The following is a 16,781-nucleotide window of genomic DNA, read 5'->3' on the forward strand; positions in this document are numbered from 1 at the left end:
GATTTCAGACGGCCTTTCGACTTAATTTCAGAGTAAAATAACCCTTTCGACATATTAAAGGCTGTCTGAACATGAATAAACTTTTTTCCACATTCAAAACGTTTTTAGCCGCTTCGTCCGTCTTGGTATTGGCTGCCTGTCCGAGCGGCAACGCACCGCAATCCAAACCTTCTACGCAGGGTCAAAATACGGTTTCGCATCCTGCACCCAAACCGAAAGCCACAGTTGCGCTGGCTTTGGGCGGCGGCGCGTCCAAAGGCTTTGCCCATATTGGGATTATTAAGGTTTTGAAAGAAAACAATATTCCGGTCAAAATTGTTACCGGCACATCCGCAGGCTCGATTGTCGGCAGTATGTACGCTTCGGGAATGTCGCCCGACCGCCTCGAATTGGAAGCGGAAATTTTGGGTAAAACCGATTTGGTGGATTTGACCTTGTCCACCAGCGGCTTCATCAAAGGCGAAAAACTGCAAAACTACATCAACCGCAAAGTCGGCAACCGCCCGATGCAGCAGTTCCCCATCAAGTTTGCCGCCGTTGCGACTGATTTTGAAAGCGGCAAACCGGTGGTGTTCAACGTAGGCAATGCCGGACAGGCCGTCCGCGCTTCTGCGTCGATTCCAAACGTATTCCAGCCTGTCGTCATCGGCAACCGCAAATATGTAGACGGCGGCCTGTCGCAACCCGTACCGGTCAGCGCGGCGAAAAAAATGGGCGCAAACTTCATCATTGCCGTCGATATTTCCGCCCGTCCGGCCAAAAATGTCAGCCAAGGCATGTTCTCCTATCTTGACCAAACCTTCAACGTGATGAGTCAAACTGCGTTGCATCAAGAATTGGGACAAGCCAATGTGGTCATCAAACCGCAGGTTTTGGAGCTGGGTTCGGTTGGCGGCTTCGACCAAAAACAACGCGCCATCCAACTGGGTGAACAGGCCGCACGCGCAGCCCTGCCTGAAATCAAACGCAAACTGGCGGCATATCAGTATTAATCATCCGCCGTTTGAACAGGCCGTCTGAAAGTATGTTTTTCAGACGGCCTTTCTTGTGCAAATCTGCTAAAATCACGCGTTTCCTACAAATCATAAAATCCGAAAAAAATGAATATCTTTTACGAAGAGTCCGGCCAATTCAAAGTTGCCTCCATCGTCCAAAAAAACGACGCCACCTACCAAGTCGATACCCAACACGGCAAACGCACCAAAGTGAAGGCAAACAATGTCTTTGCCGAGTTTGACGGCGATATGGCGGCATTTTTGGAAAACGCGCAGGCACAGGCGGCGGATATCGACACCGATTTATTGTGGGAAGTATGCGGCGAAGAGGAATTTACCGCCGAAGCCATCGCCGAAGAATATTACGGCCATGCGCCGACCAAAACCGAGCTGGCGGCGACTTTGATTGCGCTTTACGCCGCGCCGATGTATTTCTACAAAAAAGCCAAAGGCGTGTTCAAAGCCGCGCCCGAAGAAACCTTAAAACAAGCGCTTGCCGCCATCGAACGCAAAAAACAACAAGACGCGCAAATCGACGCTTGGGCGGAAGCCTTGAAACGCGGCGAGATGCCGTCTGAAATCGCAGCGGATCTGAAAACCATCCTGCACGCGCCCGACAAGCAGTCGCTGACCTACAAAGCCTTTACCAAAGCCGCCGATGCGCTGAAAACCTCCGCCTACGAACTGGCGAAAAAAACAGGCGGCATTACGTCCATTCCCCAATACCTGCAAGACGGGTTTGAAATCAAATATTTCCCCAAAGGAACAGGTTTCCCCGACCTCTCCCTTCCCGAAATGCCCGACCTGCCCAAGGCCGACGTTACCGCCTTTTCCATTGACGACGAATCGACCACCGAAGTGGACGATGCCTTGAGCCTGACCGACTTGGGCAACGGCACGAAGCGCGTCGGTATCCACATCGCCGCACCGTCTCTCGCTGTCGCTCAAGGCGACAAAATGGAAAAAAACATCATGGAACGCTTGAGCACGGTCTATTTCCCCGGTGGCAAAATCACCATGCTGCCCGAAAACTGGATTGCCGCGTTCAGCCTTGATGCGGGCGCGTACCGCCCTGCCGTCAGCATTTATTTCGATGTGGACGGCGAGTTCAACGTCGGCGAGCCGACCTGCAAAATCGAAGCCGTCAACATCGCTGAAAACCTGCGCATTCAGACCATCGAGCCGCATTTCAACGCCGAAACCGGCTTGGACGAAGCCGGCGAAATGATGTTCGCCCACCATCAAGACCTGATTTGGTTCTATCAATTTGCCATCGCCCTGCAAAAAGCGCGCGGCAAATACGAACCCGACCGTGCGCCGCAATACGATTACAGCATCGAATTGGATGAGGAAGGCAACGTATCCGTCGTCCGCCGCGAACGCGGTTCGCCCATCGATACGCTGGTCAGCGAGATGATGATTCTTGCCAACAGCACTTGGGCGCAAATGCTGGACGAAAACGAGCTGCCCGGCCTTTTCCGCGTCCAACCGGCAGGCAAAGTGCGCATGAGCACCAAATCCGAGCCGCACATCGGCATGGGCGTGCAGCATTACGGCTGGTTTACCTCGCCGCTGCGCCGCGCCGCCGACTACATCAACCAAAAGCAGCTGATCAGCCTGATCGACGACACTGCCGAGCCGCTGTATCAAAACAGCGATGCCGAGCTTTTCGCCGCGCTGCGCGACTTTGATGCCGCCTATACAGCCTACGCCGACTTCCAACGCCAAATGGAAGCCTACTGGAGCCTCGTCTATCTGCAACAGCAAGGCACGAGCGAGCTGACGGCCACCATCCTCAAAGAAGACCTCGTCCGCATTGAAGGCCTGCCGCTGGTAACGCGTGCGACCGGTATTCCGTTTGACGCGCTGCCCAAATCGCAGGCATTGTTCAAAATCACTGAATTGGATGCCGAGAAGCAGTTTATCGCGCTCAACTATCAAAAAGCCGTTTTACCGGGCTGATAACGTTATTCCGTTTGAAAAAAGGCCGTCTGAACAAAGAAACAGAAATCTTTGATTTCGTTTTCATCCCAGTTCAGACGGCCTTCATCATCTAAAAATGCTACAATTCCCCTTTTCTGCCCATCATTTCAAACCATGAAAAAAAACGCCCCCCAATCCTTTGAAGAAGCTTTATCCCGCCTCGAAACCCTGACCCAGGCCATGCAAAGCAGCGAAATGCCGCTGGAAGACGCTCTGGCCGCCTATCAGGAAGGCAACGAATTGGTCAGATACTGCCAAACCAAATTGGCGGAAGTCGAGCAGAAACTGCAAGTCTTGGATGCCGGCGAACTGAAGGAGTTGAACCTTGAACCCGGCGAATGAACTCAAAACATGGCAGCAAAAAGCCCAAGCGCAAACCGAATTGCTGCTGGCGCATTTCTTGCCGTCTGAAAGCCAAGTGCCGCACACGCTGCACGAAGCCATGCGTTACGTTACCCTCGGCGGCGGCAAACGGCTGCGCCCGCTCTTGGTGCTTGCCGCGTCCGAATTGGGCGAAGCAAACCAAAATGCCGTCGAGCAGGCGATGGCGGCCATCGAAATGGTGCACGTCTATTCGTTGGTTCATGACGATATGCCGGCGATGGACAACGACAGCCTGCGCCGCGGCAAACCGACCTGCCATGTGCAATACGATGAAGCAACCGCCCTTTTGGTCGGCGATGCGCTGCAAACCCAAGCCTTTGATGTACTGAGCCGTCCGACAGGCCTGCCTGCCGAACGCCAGCTTGCCATGTTGTCCACACTGGCCCAGGCATCCGGCAGCCTCGGCATGGCGGGCGGACAAGCCATCGACCTGGCCAATGTCGGCAAAGCCATGAATCAGGCCGAATTGGAACAGATGCACAACCTCAAAACCGGCGCACTCATCCGCGCGGCCGTGGCCTTAGGCGCACTTTCCTGCCCAGGCTTAACACCGGCGCAAATCCAAACCTTAGACCACTACGCCGCCAAATTGGGCCTGGCTTTCCAAGTGATCGACGATGTATTGGACTGTGAAGCCGATACCGCCACCTTGGGCAAAACCGCCGGCAAAGACTCGGACAACGACAAACCGACCTACGTCAAACTGATGGGCCTGCACGCCGCGCGCACTTACGCAGAAACGCTGATTGCAGAAGCCGTTGCCCTGATCGAACCATTCGGCGACAAAGCCCTGCGCCTGCGCCAACTGGCTGAGTTTGTTACTGCACGGAAAAACTAAACCTGCAAATAAATAAAGGCCGTCTGAAACCTGATTTTGGGTTTCAGACGGCCTTTTTAACAGCCTGTTTGGCTGGTATCAACCGAATGCAGAGTCATTCAAAATACAACTCAAAAACCCCCCGCAAACTGCGTTGACAAGCCTCAGCCTATCTGTTTAATCCAATAGGGCATCTACAAACGCTTTGGCATTAAACGGACGCAAATCGTCGATACCTTCGCCTACGCCGATGTAGCGGACAGGAACAGGGCGGTCAGAGGCAAGGGCGGCAAGGATACCGCCTTTGGCCGTACCGTCGAGCTTGGTGACGATCAGGCCGGTCAGACCCAGCGCTTCGTCAAAGGCTTTCACTTGGTTGACGGCGTTTTGACCGATGTTGGCATCAAGCACGACAATGATTTCATGTGGCGCATCAGGCATGGCTTTTTGCAGCACGCGTTTCACTTTTTTGATTTCTTCCATCAAATGAAGCTGCGTCGGCAGGCGTCCGGCAGTATCGGCCAGCACGATGTCGATCCCGCGCGCTTTGGCGGCTTGGACGGCATCAAAGCAAACGGCTGCGGAATCGCCTGTGGTTTGCGAAATCACGGTCACATTGTTGCGCTCGCCCCAAGCTTGAAGCTGCTCACGCGCAGCGGCACGGAAAGTATCGCCTGCCGCCAGCAATACAGATTTACCCTGCGCTTGGAAGTATTTGGCGAGTTTGCCGATAGACGTGGTTTTGCCTGCGCCGTTGATACCGGCAAGCATAATCACGAAAGGCTCCTTGGTTTCCGGCAAGACCAAAGGCTTCTCCAGAGGCTTAATCAAGTCGTACAGCGCATCTTTCAGCGCACCGCGCAATTCGTTGCCGTCTTTGAGGCCTTTAAGGCTGACACGGTCGCGCACGTCTTTCATCAGGTATTCAGTGGCTTCCATGCCCATATCGCTGGTAATCAGCACGGTTTCCAGCTCTTCGTACAAATCCTCGTCGATTTGTCCGCCGCCGAACACGCCGGCCAACGATTTTGCCATTTTGTCGCGTGATTTGGTCAAGCCTTGTTTCAAACGCGCAGCCCAACTGAGCTTTTGTTCTTCTGCCGGAACAGGGGCTTCAACCGGTGTTTCCGCAACGGCTCCTTGAACTTGCTCGACAGTCTCGCTAACTGCCTCAACAGCTGCTTCTTTTACCGCTTCAGCCTGTTCTGCTGCTTCCTCAGCAACCTCGGCCACTTCAGACGGCATCTCGGAAACGGTTTCTTGAACCTGTTCAACAGCCTCGCTGACGGTTTCAACGGCCGCTTCTTTTGCCACTTCAATGTGTTCTTCTACTTTTTCGACTGTTTCAGACGGCGTTTCGGTCAAAGCTTCCCGTACCTGCCCGACGGTTTCGCTGACAGTTTCAACAGCCGATTCGACAACTGATTCAACATGCCCTTTGACTCTTTCTGCTAAAGATTCGGCATCTTCTTTAATATTTTCAACTACTTGAGCAACTTCAGATTCTACTTTTGCTGCGGTTTCCTGAACTTGAGCCTCCTCAGGAGCCGGAGTTTCCTGTTTTTTCTTGCGACGGAAGAAGCTGAACATTAAATTTTCCTTTTAATTTTAGAAACTTGAAATAGGGAGTATTGTAGCGTATTTTACGTGGCAAGGTCGTCTGAAAATCAAGGTTGTCAGGTTTTGGCATTTCCAACGTCTAATGAAACAAACCATCCATACAGGAAACATAGAGATGAATCCCCGCACATTATTTTCACTTTGCACCAAGTTCAGCTGCCTGCTTGCGCTTGGCGCTTGCTCATCCAAAATAATGGATACCGAAGCCGCAACCGTACCGCAGACATTGTCCTCATTGAAAACCCCTGACAACCGCCCTGCCGGTGTTTTCTTGAAAAAAGACAAACCGACCCTGATTAAATTTTGGGCAAGTTGGTGTCCTTTGTGTTTGTCCGAATTGGGACAAACCGAAAAATGGGCGCAAGATGCAAAATTCGGTTCTGCCAATCTGATTACCGTCGCGTCTCCCGGTTTTCTGCACGAGAAAAAAGACGGCGACTTTCAAAAATGGTATGCCGGTTTGAACTATCCTAAGCTGCCTGTCGTGACCGACAACGGCGGCACCATCGCCCAAAGCCTGAATATCGGCGTTTATCCGTCGTGGGCATTAATCGGCAAAGACGGCGACGTACAGCGCATCGTCAAAGGCAGCATCAATGAAGCGCAGGCATTGGCGTTAATCCGCGACCCGAATGCCGATATAGGCCGTCTGAAAAACTCGTTCTACAAACCCGACACACAGAAAAAGGATTCAGCAATCATGAATACGCGCACCATCTACCTCGCCGGCGGCTGCTTCTGGGGCTTGGAAGCCTATTTCCAACGCATAGACGGCGTGATTGACGCCGTCTCCGGCTATGCTAACGGCAAAACGGAAAACCCGAGCTACGAAGACGTGTCCTACCGCGATACAGGCCATGCCGAAACCGTCAAAGTCACCTACGATGCCGACAAACTCAGCCTAGACAACATCCTGCAATATTTCTTCCGCGTCGTTGACCCGACCAGCCTCAACAAACAGGGTAACGACATCGGCACGCAATACCGCAGCGGCGTGTACTACACCGACCCCGCAGAAAAAGCCGTCATTGCCGCCGCCCTCAAACGCGAGCAGCAAAAATACCAACAGCCCCTCGTCGTCGAAAACGAGCCGCTGAAAAACTTCTACGACGCCGAGGAATACCATCAGGACTACCTGATTAAAAACCCCAACGGCTACTGCCACATCGACATCCGCAAAGCCGACGAACCGCTGCCGGGCAAAACCAAAGCTACCCCGCAAGGCAAAGGCTTTGACGCGGCAACGTATAAAAAACCCAGCACTGCCGAACTCAAACGCCTCCTGACCGAAGAACAATACCAAGTTACCCAAAACAGCGCGACCGAATACGCCTTCAGTCATGAATACGACCACTTGTTCAAACCCGGTATTTATGTGGACATTGTCAGCGGCGAACCCCTGTTCAGCTCTGCCGACAAATTCGATTCCGGCTGCGGCTGGCCGAGCTTTACCCACCCGATTAATGCCGCCGCCGTTACCGAACACGACGATTTCAGCTACAACATGCGCCGTACCGAAGTGCGCAGCCATGCCGCCGACTCGCACTTGGGACACGTCTTCGCCGACGGCCCGAAAGACAAAGGCGGCCTGCGCTATTGCATCAACGGCGCAAGTTTGAAATTCATCCCTTTGGAAGAAATGGACGCTGCCGGCTACGGCGCATTGAAAGACAAAGTGAAATAACGGATTGAATCGAAAAAGGCCGTCTGAAAGAGATTTCAGACGGCCTTTTTAATTTGTCGGATGTAGAGGGTTGGTTTCTTATCTATCAAAAAATTTCAATAACTAAGAAAGTGCACCCTACAAAAGCCTTTTAAATTCGTTTTGCCAACTCTTCAGCTTTACCCACATACAATGCAGGGGTCAGCTCAAGCAATTTGGCTTTGGCTTCTGCCGGAATTTCTAACGACTCGATAAAGAGTTTCAACACTTCAGGCGTAATGCCGTCTTTACCGCGTGTCAGGTCTTTCAGCTTCTCGTAAGGATTGGCTACGCCGTAACGACGCATCACGGTTTGAATCGGCTCGGCCAGCAGCTCCCAAGTAGCGTCCAAATCGGCAGCAAGGACGGCAGGATTCGGCTCAAGCTTGTTCAGACCGCGCAGATGGGCGGCAAAGCCCAATACGGCATAGCCCACGCCTACGCCCATATTGCGCAATACGGTGCTGTCGGTCAGGTCGCGCTGCCAACGGGAAATCGGCAGTTTTTCAGACAAAAAGCCCAATACGGCATTAGCCATACCAAGGTTGCCTTCGGAGTTTTCAAAGTCGATCGGATTGACTTTGTGCGGCATGGTGGAAGAACCGACTTCGCCTGCTTTGACTTTTTGTTTGAAGTAACCCAAAGAAATGTAGCCCCAAACATCGCGGTTGAAGTCGACCAGAATCGTATTGACACGGCTGATGGCTTGGAAGAATTCCGCCATATAGTCGTGCGGCTCGATTTGAATGGTGTAGGGGTTGAAGGTCAGGCCGAGGCTGATTTCAACGAAGTTGCGGCAATGGGTTTCCCAATCTACATCGGGATAAGCGACCATATGGGCATTGTAGTTGCCGACTGCGCCATTGATTTTGCCGAGGAACTCTTGCGCTTGCAGGTTTTTAAACTGACGTTGCAGGCGGTACACAACATTGGCGATTTCTTTACCCAGTGTGCTTGGTGTAGCAGGCTGGCCATGCGTGCGGCTCATCATAGGGACGGCAGCCAACTCATGCGCCATGCCGGTCAGTTTTTCGATGATTTCGGCTAGTTTCGGCAGCAAAACAGTCTCACGCGCTTCTTGCAGCATTAAAGCGTGGGACAGGTTGTTGATGTCTTCGCTGGTGCAGGCAAAGTGGATGAACTCGCTGGCAGCAGCCACTTCAGGCACGCCGGAGAAGCGTTCTTTAAGCCAATACTCGATGGCTTTGACGTCGTGATTGGTGGTCGCCTCAATGGCTTTGACGGCGGCGGCATCTTCAAGCGAGAAGGTTTCGATCACTTTGTCGATTTCGGCAAGCGTAAAATCGCTGAAAGCAGGAACTTCTACAATCTTAGGCTCGGCGGCAAGGGCTTTGAGCCAGTTTAATTCAACTTTGACACGCGCACGCATCAGGCCGTATTCAGAGAAAATTGGACGCAATGCTTCAACGGATTTGGCGTAGCGGCCATCTAATGGGGAAAGTGCAGCGATAGGGTTAATCATGTCGGATCTTCCTATGGGATGAAAACCAAATTGTTTGCAATTATACATGATTTTACACTTCAAGGCCGTCTGAAAAGCAGGTTTCAGACGGCCTTTTCAGCGTATTTTTCATAAAATTCTTTTCAGAGGTTCAACTTTGCAAAATCGATTTACGATATATGCCATCTTCACGGATAATATCGGCTGACTTTTTGTAAATAATGAGGTTTTATGAATATCAAACGTTTTTCCCTAGCTGCAACCGTATTTGCGGCTTTGGTGTTGAGTGCCTGTGAAACAACCACCACGTCGAGCGGCGATGGCAGCTGGACCAATATCGGCACCATCTCTGAAGGCAATATCAAAGTGGCCATTGATAGAAGCAGCATTAAAAGAAATGGCGCACTGGTTACTTTCCGCGATAAAAAAACCGTTTCCAAACTGAAAGAGGAACGTTTCGTCAATACGCCGGCCTATAAAACAGCCATCGGCAGCTGGGAAATTCATTGCTCAAACAAAACCTATCGTTTGGCAGCGCTGCAACTGATGGACGAACACGGCCGGGTGATTTCCAACCAAAGCTATACGCCGACCAGCATCCGCCCAATGAGCGTCATGAGCGGTACGATTACTGAAAAACAATACGAAACTGTGTGCGGACATAAGCTTTAATCCACACTTATTCACAAAGTTATCCACAGTTTAAATATTTAAAAGGCCGTCTGAATGCTTTGAATATCAAGTTTCAGACGGCCTTTTTATGTTTTTATGGAAATTTATCTTCAAATTTATCCACAAATTTTATTTATTCAAAAATAATTTATTACAGCGATTCATTTACGCTCAAAATTTGCTTCATTCTTTGCCAGAACATTTCACAAAATACTGCTTTATACTCTATTTACTGACTTACTATCTGCTTAATCGATCTGTATTTACAGACTTCTATACATTAAACTGGCTCTGCACTCAATACTTTTCAAAAAGGTATTCCAATCTTTTGGAAAAAATTTGCTTCTTCAAATAAATACCTTTCCTTTGATGATACAACCCTTCTTTAACGTAGCCTTGCCCCTGTTTCTCCGTCAATAATCTGGCTAGGCGTTTTCTGCTTACCTATCAATCCGCCTACAACCCAGACTTTCCTACCAAACTGTCTTCTGACTTCCCTTTCCGTTTTGCATGCCCGTTTTCCTGCACGATTGCATGAAGTAGAGACTAAAGGCATTTCCAAAACCTGACACAAACGCCTTGCACCTACATGCGCAGGAACTCTGACAGCCAATTTACTGCGTCCTTTTCCACGCAATGAGGGCAATACTTTTTTGCCGACCGGCAATAAAAAAGTTTTCGGAGCAGGCCATGCTTCATGCAGCATAGTTTGGATATTTTCAGACGGCCTTTGCAGCAAAGGTTGCAACTGTTCCAAGCTATGGCCAATGACAATCATGCCTTTGTGTTGCGGTCGTTTTTTCAGATGAATCAGTTGATTGAGTGCTTTAGGCAAAGTAGGGACACAGCCCAAGCCATAGCAAGACTCGGTAGGATAGGCGACCAAACCGCCTTTTTTAAGATGCGCCTGCAGCCTGCGTTGGGCTGCAGCCGATAAAATTCTGGGAAACATCATCATCATACCAAGGCCGTCTGAAACTGAGATTGTCGGACAATCTGTGTTCAGACGGCCTATTTCTATTCATTATTAACGGTTGATGGCTTTATCGGCAATGTCTTTACGGTATTGCATACCGTCAAAACGGATTGTTTCCAATGCCTCATAAGCCTTGCTTTTAGCTTGTGCAACATCATCGCCCAAACCGACGACACACAATACACGGCCGCCGTTGGTTACAACTTCGCCTTTTTCATTCGTTGCAGTACCGGCATGGAAAACTTTACCAATTTGATTGGCCTTATCCAAGCCAAAGATCACATCGCCTTTTTTCGGAGAATCAGGATAGTTTTGTGCGGCCAACACTACGCCTACCGCAGTCTGCGGATTCCATTCGGCGGTAACACTATCCAGTTTGCCATCGATTGCTGCTTCAACCAAATCCACCAAATTGCTATCCAAACGGCTCATAATCGGCTGGGTTTCAGGGTCGCCGAAACGGCAGTTGAATTCGATGGTATAAGGCGCACCGGTTTTATCAATCATCAAGCCCGCGTATAAAAAGCCGGTAAACTCATGACCTTCTGCTTTCATACCTGCCACGGTCGGCAAAATAATTTCATTCATCGCGCGCTCGTACACATCAGGCGTTACCACCGGAGCAGGGCTGTATGCGCCCATACCGCCGGTATTAGGGCCTTTGTCGTCATCCAACAGGCGTTTATGGTCTTGACTGGTTGCCATCGGCAAAACATGATTGCCGTCCACCATAACGATAAAGCTTGCTTCCTCGCCTTGCAGGAAATCTTCAATCACGACACGCGCGCCTGCATTGCCCATTTTGTTGCCCAACAACATATCGTCAATAGCGGCATGGGCTTCATCCAAAGTCATGGCGACAATCACGCCTTTACCGGCAGCCAAACCATCCGCCTTAATAACAATTGGCGCACCTTTTTGATTGACGTAATCATGTGCCGCATCGGCATTTTCAAAGGTTTGGTATTGCGCGGTTGGAATGTTATATTTTGCCATAAACGCTTTAGCAAAATCCTTTGAGCTCTCCAGCTGGGCCGCGTATTGAGTCGGGCCAAAAATCTTCAATCCGGCAGCACGGAAGTCATTCACCACACCCGCAGCCAAAGGCGCTTCAGGGCCGACTACGGTAAAGGCAATATTTTCATTACGGCAAAAATCAATCAAATCTTGATGTGCCGTCAACGCCACATTCTGCAGTTTAGGCTCAATTGCCGTTCCGGCATTACCAGGTGCAACAAAGACAATTTCTACTTTAGCCGACTGCGCCAATTTCCAAGCCAGTGCGTGTTCACGTCCACCATTACCAATAACGAGCAATTTCATACCATCTCCTTGAAGAATAGATGTTGTAAATAAAATTCAATCGATGGAATATTGTTCCATCTTGCATAGCTGTTTCAAATTAAGAATAATATCGCACCAAGACAACCATACTCTAATTTCAAACAACGAAAGGAAAATCATGCAAAAACGTATTGACGAAATTCAAAGCAAATACCGCGAATGGTGCGAATTACTGCCGCAACTGGAAGCAGATATCGCCCGTTGGAAACATGCTGCAAGCCTCATGCAAGACATGGATGACTTCTATACCAACGAATACCAAGCATGCCATCAAGCCATTGAAGAAGGGGCAGATGTTGATTTGCGAACACAGGGCGAATACAGCATTATGAGCGAAGATGCCCTATGGAACGCACTAGGGGAATTTCATCAACTGGCTTGGGAACACCTGCGCTCAAGTGTAAATGCTTTAGACAGATACCAAGGCTAAAACTTCAAAGGCCGTCTGAAACTTTTGATTTCTCAAATATGTTCAGACGACCTTTTATTCAAACGGCTTTTCAGTATCTATTTCAATTTGGCGCGTATTTTTCCAAGCAGCAATACAGGTTTCATAATCGGTCAACGCTATTTTCACTGTTAACTTACAATCCAGCTGCAAATCCTGTTCCACAATATCGGCCTGATATTGTTTGGCAATCCGTATAGCCTCATTCAAAACAGGATATTCACACTTCAACCAAACTGTCTTTTCGACATTCTTTTCAACAACTTCAGCTATCGCCAATGCCTGAGCTGTCGATTCCTTATAAGCATGAATCAGACCGGGAACACCTAATAGCGTACCGCCAAAATAACGTACAACCACAACCAACACATCAGTTACGCCGACAGAATCAATCTGTCCCAGAATAGGGCGGCCTGCGCTTCCAGACGGTTCTCCATCATCGTTTGCACGAAACTGCATTCCATCCACACCCAATCGATAGGCGTAGCACCAATGTCGCGCCTTGTGATGCTCTTCCTTTAATGGGTCGAGATACTTCTTCACATCGGCCAAAGTGCGGATCGGATAGGCGTATGCGATGAAGCGGCTGCCTTTATCTTTAAATTCAGCCTGTGTCAGTGTGGTAATGGTTTTATAGGTCGTAATCATGCCAAAATATTTTCAGACGGCCTTTGTTGTAAAAGGCCGTCTGAACGTTTCACGTGAAACATCAGTTTTTCAGTACTTCAGTCAGTTGAGGCACAACTTCAAACAAATCACCAACCAAGCCGTAATCTGCCACATTGAAAATCGGAGCGTCAGCATCTTTGTTGATGGCAACAATCACTCTACTGTCCTGCATACCGGCAACGTGTTGGATAGCACCGGAAATACCGATAGCGAAGTACAGTTGCGGCGCAACTACTTTACCGGTTTGTCCGACTTGGGCATCGTTTGGCGCATACTCGGCATCCACTGCCGCACGGGAAGCACCAATCGCCGCACCCAAAACATCCGCCAATGGAGTCAACACTTCATTGAATTTTTCAGCACTGCCCAATGCACGGCCACCGGAAACAATCACTTTTGCCTGAGTCAATTCAGGACGGTCAGATTGGGAAAGTTGACGGTTTACGAAACGGCTCAGGTTTTGAGCAGGCGTTGCCTCAACATTGACCACTTCTGCATTACCGCCTTGTCCGGCAACATCAAATGCTGTCGCACGGAAAGTCAGTACCAGTTTTTCAGAATTGGATTGAATGGTTTCAAATGCATTACCAGCATAAATCGGACGGACAAATGTCAAGTTATCCACAACTTCGGTTAAATCCGAAACTTGTGGCACATCCAACAGGGCTGCTACTCGGGGCAGAAGATTTTTACCAAATGCAGTTGCAGTCGCAGCCACATAGCGGTAATCCGCAGCCAGTTTAACAACCAAAGGCGCTAATTCTTCTGCCAAACCTTCAGCATAATAGGGCGCATCAGCTACCAAAACTTTCGCTACGCCTGCAACCTGTTTTGCCTCTTCAACCACCGCAGCAGCATTGCTGCCGGCAACCAATAAATCTACATTACCCAATTTGGCGGCAGCCGTTACCGCATGCAAAGTGGCAGGATTCAAATGTTGGTTATTATGTTCCGCAATAATCAATACGCTCATTTCATACTCCTTAGATCACTTTGGCTTCGTTTTTCAGCTTTTCAACCAACTCGGCAACATCAGCCACTTTCACACCGGCTTGACGTGCTTTAGGCTCGGCAAATTTCACGGTATTCAAACGCGGAGAAATATCCACAGCCAAATCGGCAGGACTTAATTTTTCCAAAGGCTTTTTCTTTGCCGCCATGATATTAGGAAGTTTGACAAAGCGTGGTTCGTTCAAACGCAAATCTGCACTGATGACCGCAGGCAGCTTCAACGCAACAGTCTCCTCACCGCCGTCAATTTCACGAGTTACCAATACCTCTTCGCCTTCAATTTGCACTTTTGATGCAAAAGTACCTTGAGCAGCGTTCAACAACGCAGCCAGCATTTGAGCAACTTGGTTGGCGTCATCGTCAATTGCCTGTTTGCCCAGCAGTAAAATTTGCGGATTTTCTTTATCCGCAACAGCTTTCAGTAATTTTGCAACGATCAAAGGCTCCAACTTCGCATCAGTCTCAACATGAACCGCACGGTCGGCACCCATCGCCAAAGCAGTACGCAACGTCTCTTCACATTTTTTCTCGCCAAGAGAAACAGCAACAATCTCGCTTACTTTTCCGGCTTCTTTCAAACGGACAGCTTCTTCTACCGCGATTTCATCAAACGGGTTCATCGACATTTTGACATTACCGATATCCACATCGGAACCATCGGCTTTCACACGAACTTTGACGTTGTAGTCCACTACGCGCTTTACTGCGACCAGTGCTTTCATTCAATTCTCCTAAAAAGAATGTCCATCAAATCAAACATGCTGATTTTGATACATTCTTTATATAAAATCCAATTCGGTTTTCACCAACATGACAAAACCAAATTTGTATAAATCTTGGCAAATAGAGCGGAATTATATCATTTCTAAAGCATTTACTCAGAAAATAAATCTAACTCTCCAGCAATTATTTACCGTATGCTGCAACACAATCCATTAAGGTTTGGTAAACCTCGTCAACATTGGGAATTTGAGCAATACCGCCTAAATTCTTTGCATAAGCCGAAACTTGAACGCCGGTCTTGGCCGGATCTGTATCTGTATAAATTCCTATAACAGGCTTTTCCAACGCATTGGCAAGATGCAGCAACCCGGTATCTACGCCAACAATACCCTCTGCGTTTTTTAATAAAAATGCGGCCTGTAATAAATTCATCTTGTCGCAGACGAAAGCAAACGGTAAACCGCTTGCAATCTGTTCGGCTCGCATTTTTTCGGTTTTATTTCCCCACGGCAGATATACATTGCATTGTTGCTCTTCATTCAACTTTTTCAATAATGCACGCCAGTTTTCTACCGGCCATAATTTACTGTCGCGACTGGTTGCATGCAAAGCAACATAATAAGGGGATTGCACATTTTTCAGACGGCCTGATTCAGGAACCGACAAACCAAATACCTGCGTCTCAGGCATTGTATAACCAAATACTTGGGCGAATAATTCACGGTTTCGCCAGACCGCATTTTTACCTTTCGGTACGGCAAACGCTTTACTGTATGCAAGGGCAGCCAAACTTTCACGCGCGCTGTGTTTATCCAAACCGTAAATAGGGGATTTCACCATTTTGGCAAAGCATGCGCTTTTAATCAGTCCTTGGCTATCTAAAACAAAATCAAAAGATTCAGCCTGTAAATCCGTTTTCAGACGGCCTATTTCACGCCACGTTTCAGCCTGAAAAAGGTGTTTGCGCCATTGCCGCCATTTCATTACATGAACTTTTTTGACAAAAGGATGCAAGCGGGCAATATCTGCAAACCCTGCCTCACACAGCCAATGGAGCTCTACCTCAGGACATTGTCGCGCCAAATCTTCAACTGCGGGCAACGTATGAATTAAATCGCCCATACTGGACAAGCGGACAAGTAAAATCTTCATATTTTGTAAAATGTTTCACGTGAAACAACAGAATTTAAAATATAATTTACTGATTATTAATGTATTTTTTTATTTCTTCGGCGTTTTCTAAAATAATAGCCCCGGCAGAATGCATTTCCTGCCATGCTGATTCAACCGTTTCAGGAGCAATGCCGCGGCAAGCAGCCTGATTGACGATGACTTTCCAAGCCCCGCCTTTAAGCAACTGTAAAACCGTTGTCTTCACACAATAATCCGTTGCCAAACCGCCAACAATGACCATATCTGCATTTTGACAGCGCAACCATTCGATCAAACCTGTACTGAGCTTTTCTTCAATATCGTGAAAACATGCGCCGTAAGGATGTAACTCAGGATCAACGCCTTTCCAAACGCAATAATCGTATTCTTTGGCTGAAGGCAGGCCATCCAACAACTCATAGCCATATGTTCCAACCATCGCATGCGACACCCAAGTCAAATCCGCATCGGGTAAACCCGTCGGCTTCAACATATCAACAGGATTATCCACAAGCCATTTTGCCGCGGCATGATGCGCATCTTTCGTCATCACGCGTAAATCTGCCAATGCAGCTTGGGCATTGAGTTCATCCGCAATCAGATGACCTTCAGCAACAGGTAATTCTTTCGGGCACAAAGGCGTAAACGTTTTTTGTGCATCTACATCGATAGAAACAATCATGGATTAATGTAACCTATTGATTTTATTTTATATTATTCAAATTGAGCATTTATTGCCCATGTACGGACATTTGGAATAAATGCTTTGTATTATAACAAATTACTACCGTAAAATGTGGGAAAACATCTATGATATGATGAC

16 protein-coding genes are annotated in these 16,781 nt (G+C 48.6%); 7 read left to right on the plus strand and 9 right to left on the minus strand.

All coding sequences use genetic code 11. The features are described from left to right. Positions 1–71 precede the first annotated feature (71 nt). The 4 genes from ACTHTJ_RS05040 to ACTHTJ_RS05055 all read left to right on the plus strand — a co-directional run bounded on the left by ACTHTJ_RS05040 (position 72) and on the right by ACTHTJ_RS05055 (position 4,200). The gene (locus ACTHTJ_RS05040; RefSeq protein WP_070712400.1) at positions 72–992 is read left to right on the plus strand and encodes a patatin-like phospholipase family protein; all 921 of its coding nucleotides are present in this window, start codon (positions 72–74) and stop codon (positions 990–992) included. 108 nt (positions 993–1,100) lie between these two features. Then, positions 1,101–2,957, plus strand: a complete 1,857-nt coding sequence (locus ACTHTJ_RS05045; protein WP_070584463.1) for a ribonuclease catalytic domain-containing protein — start codon at positions 1,101–1,103, stop codon at positions 2,955–2,957. A gap of 135 nt (positions 2,958–3,092) precedes the next feature. Continuing rightward, positions 3,093–3,320 carry an exodeoxyribonuclease VII small subunit gene (locus ACTHTJ_RS05050; RefSeq protein ID WP_003681131.1) on the plus strand — a complete coding sequence of 76 codons (228 nt, stop codon included), beginning with the start codon at positions 3,093–3,095 and terminating at the stop codon, positions 3,318–3,320. Further along, positions 3,304–4,200 (plus strand): polyprenyl synthetase family protein, encoded by an 897-nt coding sequence (locus ACTHTJ_RS05055; protein ID WP_070584465.1) that lies wholly within the window; start codon positions 3,304–3,306, stop codon positions 4,198–4,200. The genes ACTHTJ_RS05050 and ACTHTJ_RS05055 overlap by 17 nt, the downstream gene beginning before the upstream one ends. A 156-nt stretch (positions 4,201–4,356) precedes the next feature. Here the strand turns inward: ACTHTJ_RS05055 and ftsY are convergent, their stop codons facing one another. Next, the gene (gene ftsY / locus ACTHTJ_RS05060; RefSeq protein WP_070584466.1) at positions 4,357–5,769 is read right to left on the minus strand and encodes a signal recognition particle-docking protein FtsY; all 1,413 of its coding nucleotides are present in this window, start codon (positions 5,767–5,769) and stop codon (positions 4,357–4,359) included. Positions 5,770–5,914: 145 nt separating this feature from the next. Between ftsY and msrAB the strand changes: the two genes are divergently transcribed. Further along, positions 5,915–7,483 carry a bifunctional peptide-methionine (S)-S-oxide reductase MsrA/peptide-methionine (R)-S-oxide reductase MsrB gene (gene msrAB / locus ACTHTJ_RS05065; protein WP_440360801.1) on the plus strand — a complete coding sequence of 523 codons (1,569 nt, stop codon included), beginning with the start codon at positions 5,915–5,917 and terminating at the stop codon, positions 7,481–7,483. Between the two features lie 130 nt (positions 7,484–7,613). Here msrAB and purB read toward each other — a convergent pair whose 3' ends face one another. Beyond that, positions 7,614–8,984, minus strand: a complete 1,371-nt coding sequence (purB, locus tag ACTHTJ_RS05070) for an adenylosuccinate lyase (protein ID WP_070584468.1) — start codon at positions 8,982–8,984, stop codon at positions 7,614–7,616. Between the two features lie 210 nt (positions 8,985–9,194). Between purB and ACTHTJ_RS05075 the strand changes: the two genes are divergently transcribed. Continuing rightward, positions 9,195–9,635 carry a surface-adhesin E family protein gene (locus ACTHTJ_RS05075; protein ID WP_070584470.1) on the plus strand — a complete coding sequence of 147 codons (441 nt, stop codon included), beginning with the start codon at positions 9,195–9,197 and terminating at the stop codon, positions 9,633–9,635. 385 nt (positions 9,636–10,020) lie between these two features. Here ACTHTJ_RS05075 and ACTHTJ_RS05080 read toward each other — a convergent pair whose 3' ends face one another. Both ACTHTJ_RS05080 and purD read right to left on the minus strand, forming a co-directional pair. Next, the gene (locus ACTHTJ_RS05080; protein WP_070584550.1) at positions 10,021–10,590 is read right to left on the minus strand and encodes an L-threonylcarbamoyladenylate synthase; all 570 of its coding nucleotides are present in this window, start codon (positions 10,588–10,590) and stop codon (positions 10,021–10,023) included. Positions 10,591–10,662: 72 nt separating this feature from the next. Then, positions 10,663–11,934 (minus strand): phosphoribosylamine--glycine ligase, encoded by a 1,272-nt coding sequence (gene purD, locus ACTHTJ_RS05085; protein WP_070584471.1) that lies wholly within the window; start codon positions 11,932–11,934, stop codon positions 10,663–10,665. Positions 11,935–12,073: 139 nt separating this feature from the next. On the opposite strand from purD, the gene ACTHTJ_RS05090 reads away from it, so the two are divergent. Next, positions 12,074–12,385, plus strand: a complete 312-nt coding sequence (locus ACTHTJ_RS05090) for a DUF4298 domain-containing protein (RefSeq protein ID WP_003747758.1) — start codon at positions 12,074–12,076, stop codon at positions 12,383–12,385. A 54-nt stretch (positions 12,386–12,439) separates the two neighbouring features. On the opposite strand, the gene ACTHTJ_RS05095 is transcribed toward ACTHTJ_RS05090, so the two are convergent. The 5 genes from ACTHTJ_RS05095 to ACTHTJ_RS05115 all read right to left on the minus strand — a co-directional run bounded on the left by ACTHTJ_RS05095 (position 12,440) and on the right by ACTHTJ_RS05115 (position 16,640). Further along, positions 12,440–13,051 carry an IMPACT family protein gene (locus ACTHTJ_RS05095; RefSeq protein WP_070584473.1) on the minus strand — a complete coding sequence of 204 codons (612 nt, stop codon included), beginning with the start codon at positions 13,049–13,051 and terminating at the stop codon, positions 12,440–12,442. 61 nt (positions 13,052–13,112) lie between these two features. After that, positions 13,113–14,045, minus strand: coding sequence for an electron transfer flavoprotein subunit alpha/FixB family protein (locus ACTHTJ_RS05100; protein ID WP_070584474.1), 933 nt, complete (start codon positions 14,043–14,045; stop codon positions 13,113–13,115). 10 nt (positions 14,046–14,055) lie between these two features. Then, on the minus strand, positions 14,056–14,805 hold the full coding sequence (locus tag ACTHTJ_RS05105) for an electron transfer flavoprotein subunit beta/FixA family protein (RefSeq protein WP_070584476.1): 750 nt from the start codon (positions 14,803–14,805) through the stop codon (positions 14,056–14,058). 184 nt (positions 14,806–14,989) lie between these two features. Next, the gene (gene waaC / locus ACTHTJ_RS05110) at positions 14,990–15,958 is read right to left on the minus strand and encodes a lipopolysaccharide heptosyltransferase I (protein ID WP_070584477.1); all 969 of its coding nucleotides are present in this window, start codon (positions 15,956–15,958) and stop codon (positions 14,990–14,992) included. 46 nt (positions 15,959–16,004) lie between these two features. Next, a complete protein-coding gene (locus ACTHTJ_RS05115) occupies positions 16,005–16,640 on the minus strand; it encodes a nicotinamidase (RefSeq protein ID WP_070584479.1) in 636 nt (211 codons plus the stop codon). Positions 16,641–16,781 lie beyond the last annotated feature (141 nt).

Source organism: Neisseria sp. P0018.S001 (assembly GCF_051957355.1).
Taxonomy (GTDB): domain Bacteria; phylum Pseudomonadota; class Gammaproteobacteria; order Burkholderiales; family Neisseriaceae; genus Neisseria; species Neisseria subflava_A.

Excerpts from the sequence above, each read along its gene's own strand:
- ACTHTJ_RS05075 (WP_070584470.1), top strand. The coding sequence starts at position 9,195 with ATGAATATCAAACGTTTTTCCCTAGCTGCAACCGTATTTGCGGCTTTG.
- ACTHTJ_RS05080 (WP_070584550.1), bottom strand. The coding sequence starts at position 10,590 with ATGATGTTTCCCAGAATTTTATCGGCTGCAGCCCAACGCAGGCTGCAG.
- ACTHTJ_RS05095 (WP_070584473.1), bottom strand. The coding sequence starts at position 13,051 with ATGATTACGACCTATAAAACCATTACCACACTGACACAGGCTGAATTT.
- ACTHTJ_RS05100 (WP_070584474.1), bottom strand. The coding sequence starts at position 14,045 with ATGAGCGTATTGATTATTGCGGAACATAATAACCAACATTTGAATCCT.
- ACTHTJ_RS05090 (WP_003747758.1), top strand. The coding sequence starts at position 12,074 with ATGCAAAAACGTATTGACGAAATTCAAAGCAAATACCGCGAATGGTGC.
- ACTHTJ_RS05105 (WP_070584476.1), bottom strand. The coding sequence starts at position 14,805 with ATGAAAGCACTGGTCGCAGTAAAGCGCGTAGTGGACTACAACGTCAAA.
- waaC (WP_070584477.1), bottom strand. The coding sequence starts at position 15,958 with ATGAAGATTTTACTTGTCCGCTTGTCCAGTATGGGCGATTTAATTCAT.
- ftsY (WP_070584466.1), bottom strand. The coding sequence starts at position 5,769 with ATGTTCAGCTTCTTCCGTCGCAAGAAAAAACAGGAAACTCCGGCTCCT.
- ACTHTJ_RS05050 (WP_003681131.1), top strand. The coding sequence starts at position 3,093 with ATGAAAAAAAACGCCCCCCAATCCTTTGAAGAAGCTTTATCCCGCCTC.
- ACTHTJ_RS05045 (WP_070584463.1), top strand. The coding sequence starts at position 1,101 with ATGAATATCTTTTACGAAGAGTCCGGCCAATTCAAAGTTGCCTCCATC.
- ACTHTJ_RS05115 (WP_070584479.1), bottom strand. The coding sequence starts at position 16,640 with ATGATTGTTTCTATCGATGTAGATGCACAAAAAACGTTTACGCCTTTG.
- ACTHTJ_RS05040 (WP_070712400.1), top strand. The coding sequence starts at position 72 with ATGAATAAACTTTTTTCCACATTCAAAACGTTTTTAGCCGCTTCGTCC.
- msrAB (WP_440360801.1), top strand. The coding sequence starts at position 5,915 with ATGAATCCCCGCACATTATTTTCACTTTGCACCAAGTTCAGCTGCCTG.
- purB (WP_070584468.1), bottom strand. The coding sequence starts at position 8,984 with ATGATTAACCCTATCGCTGCACTTTCCCCATTAGATGGCCGCTACGCC.
- purD (WP_070584471.1), bottom strand. The coding sequence starts at position 11,934 with ATGAAATTGCTCGTTATTGGTAATGGTGGACGTGAACACGCACTGGCT.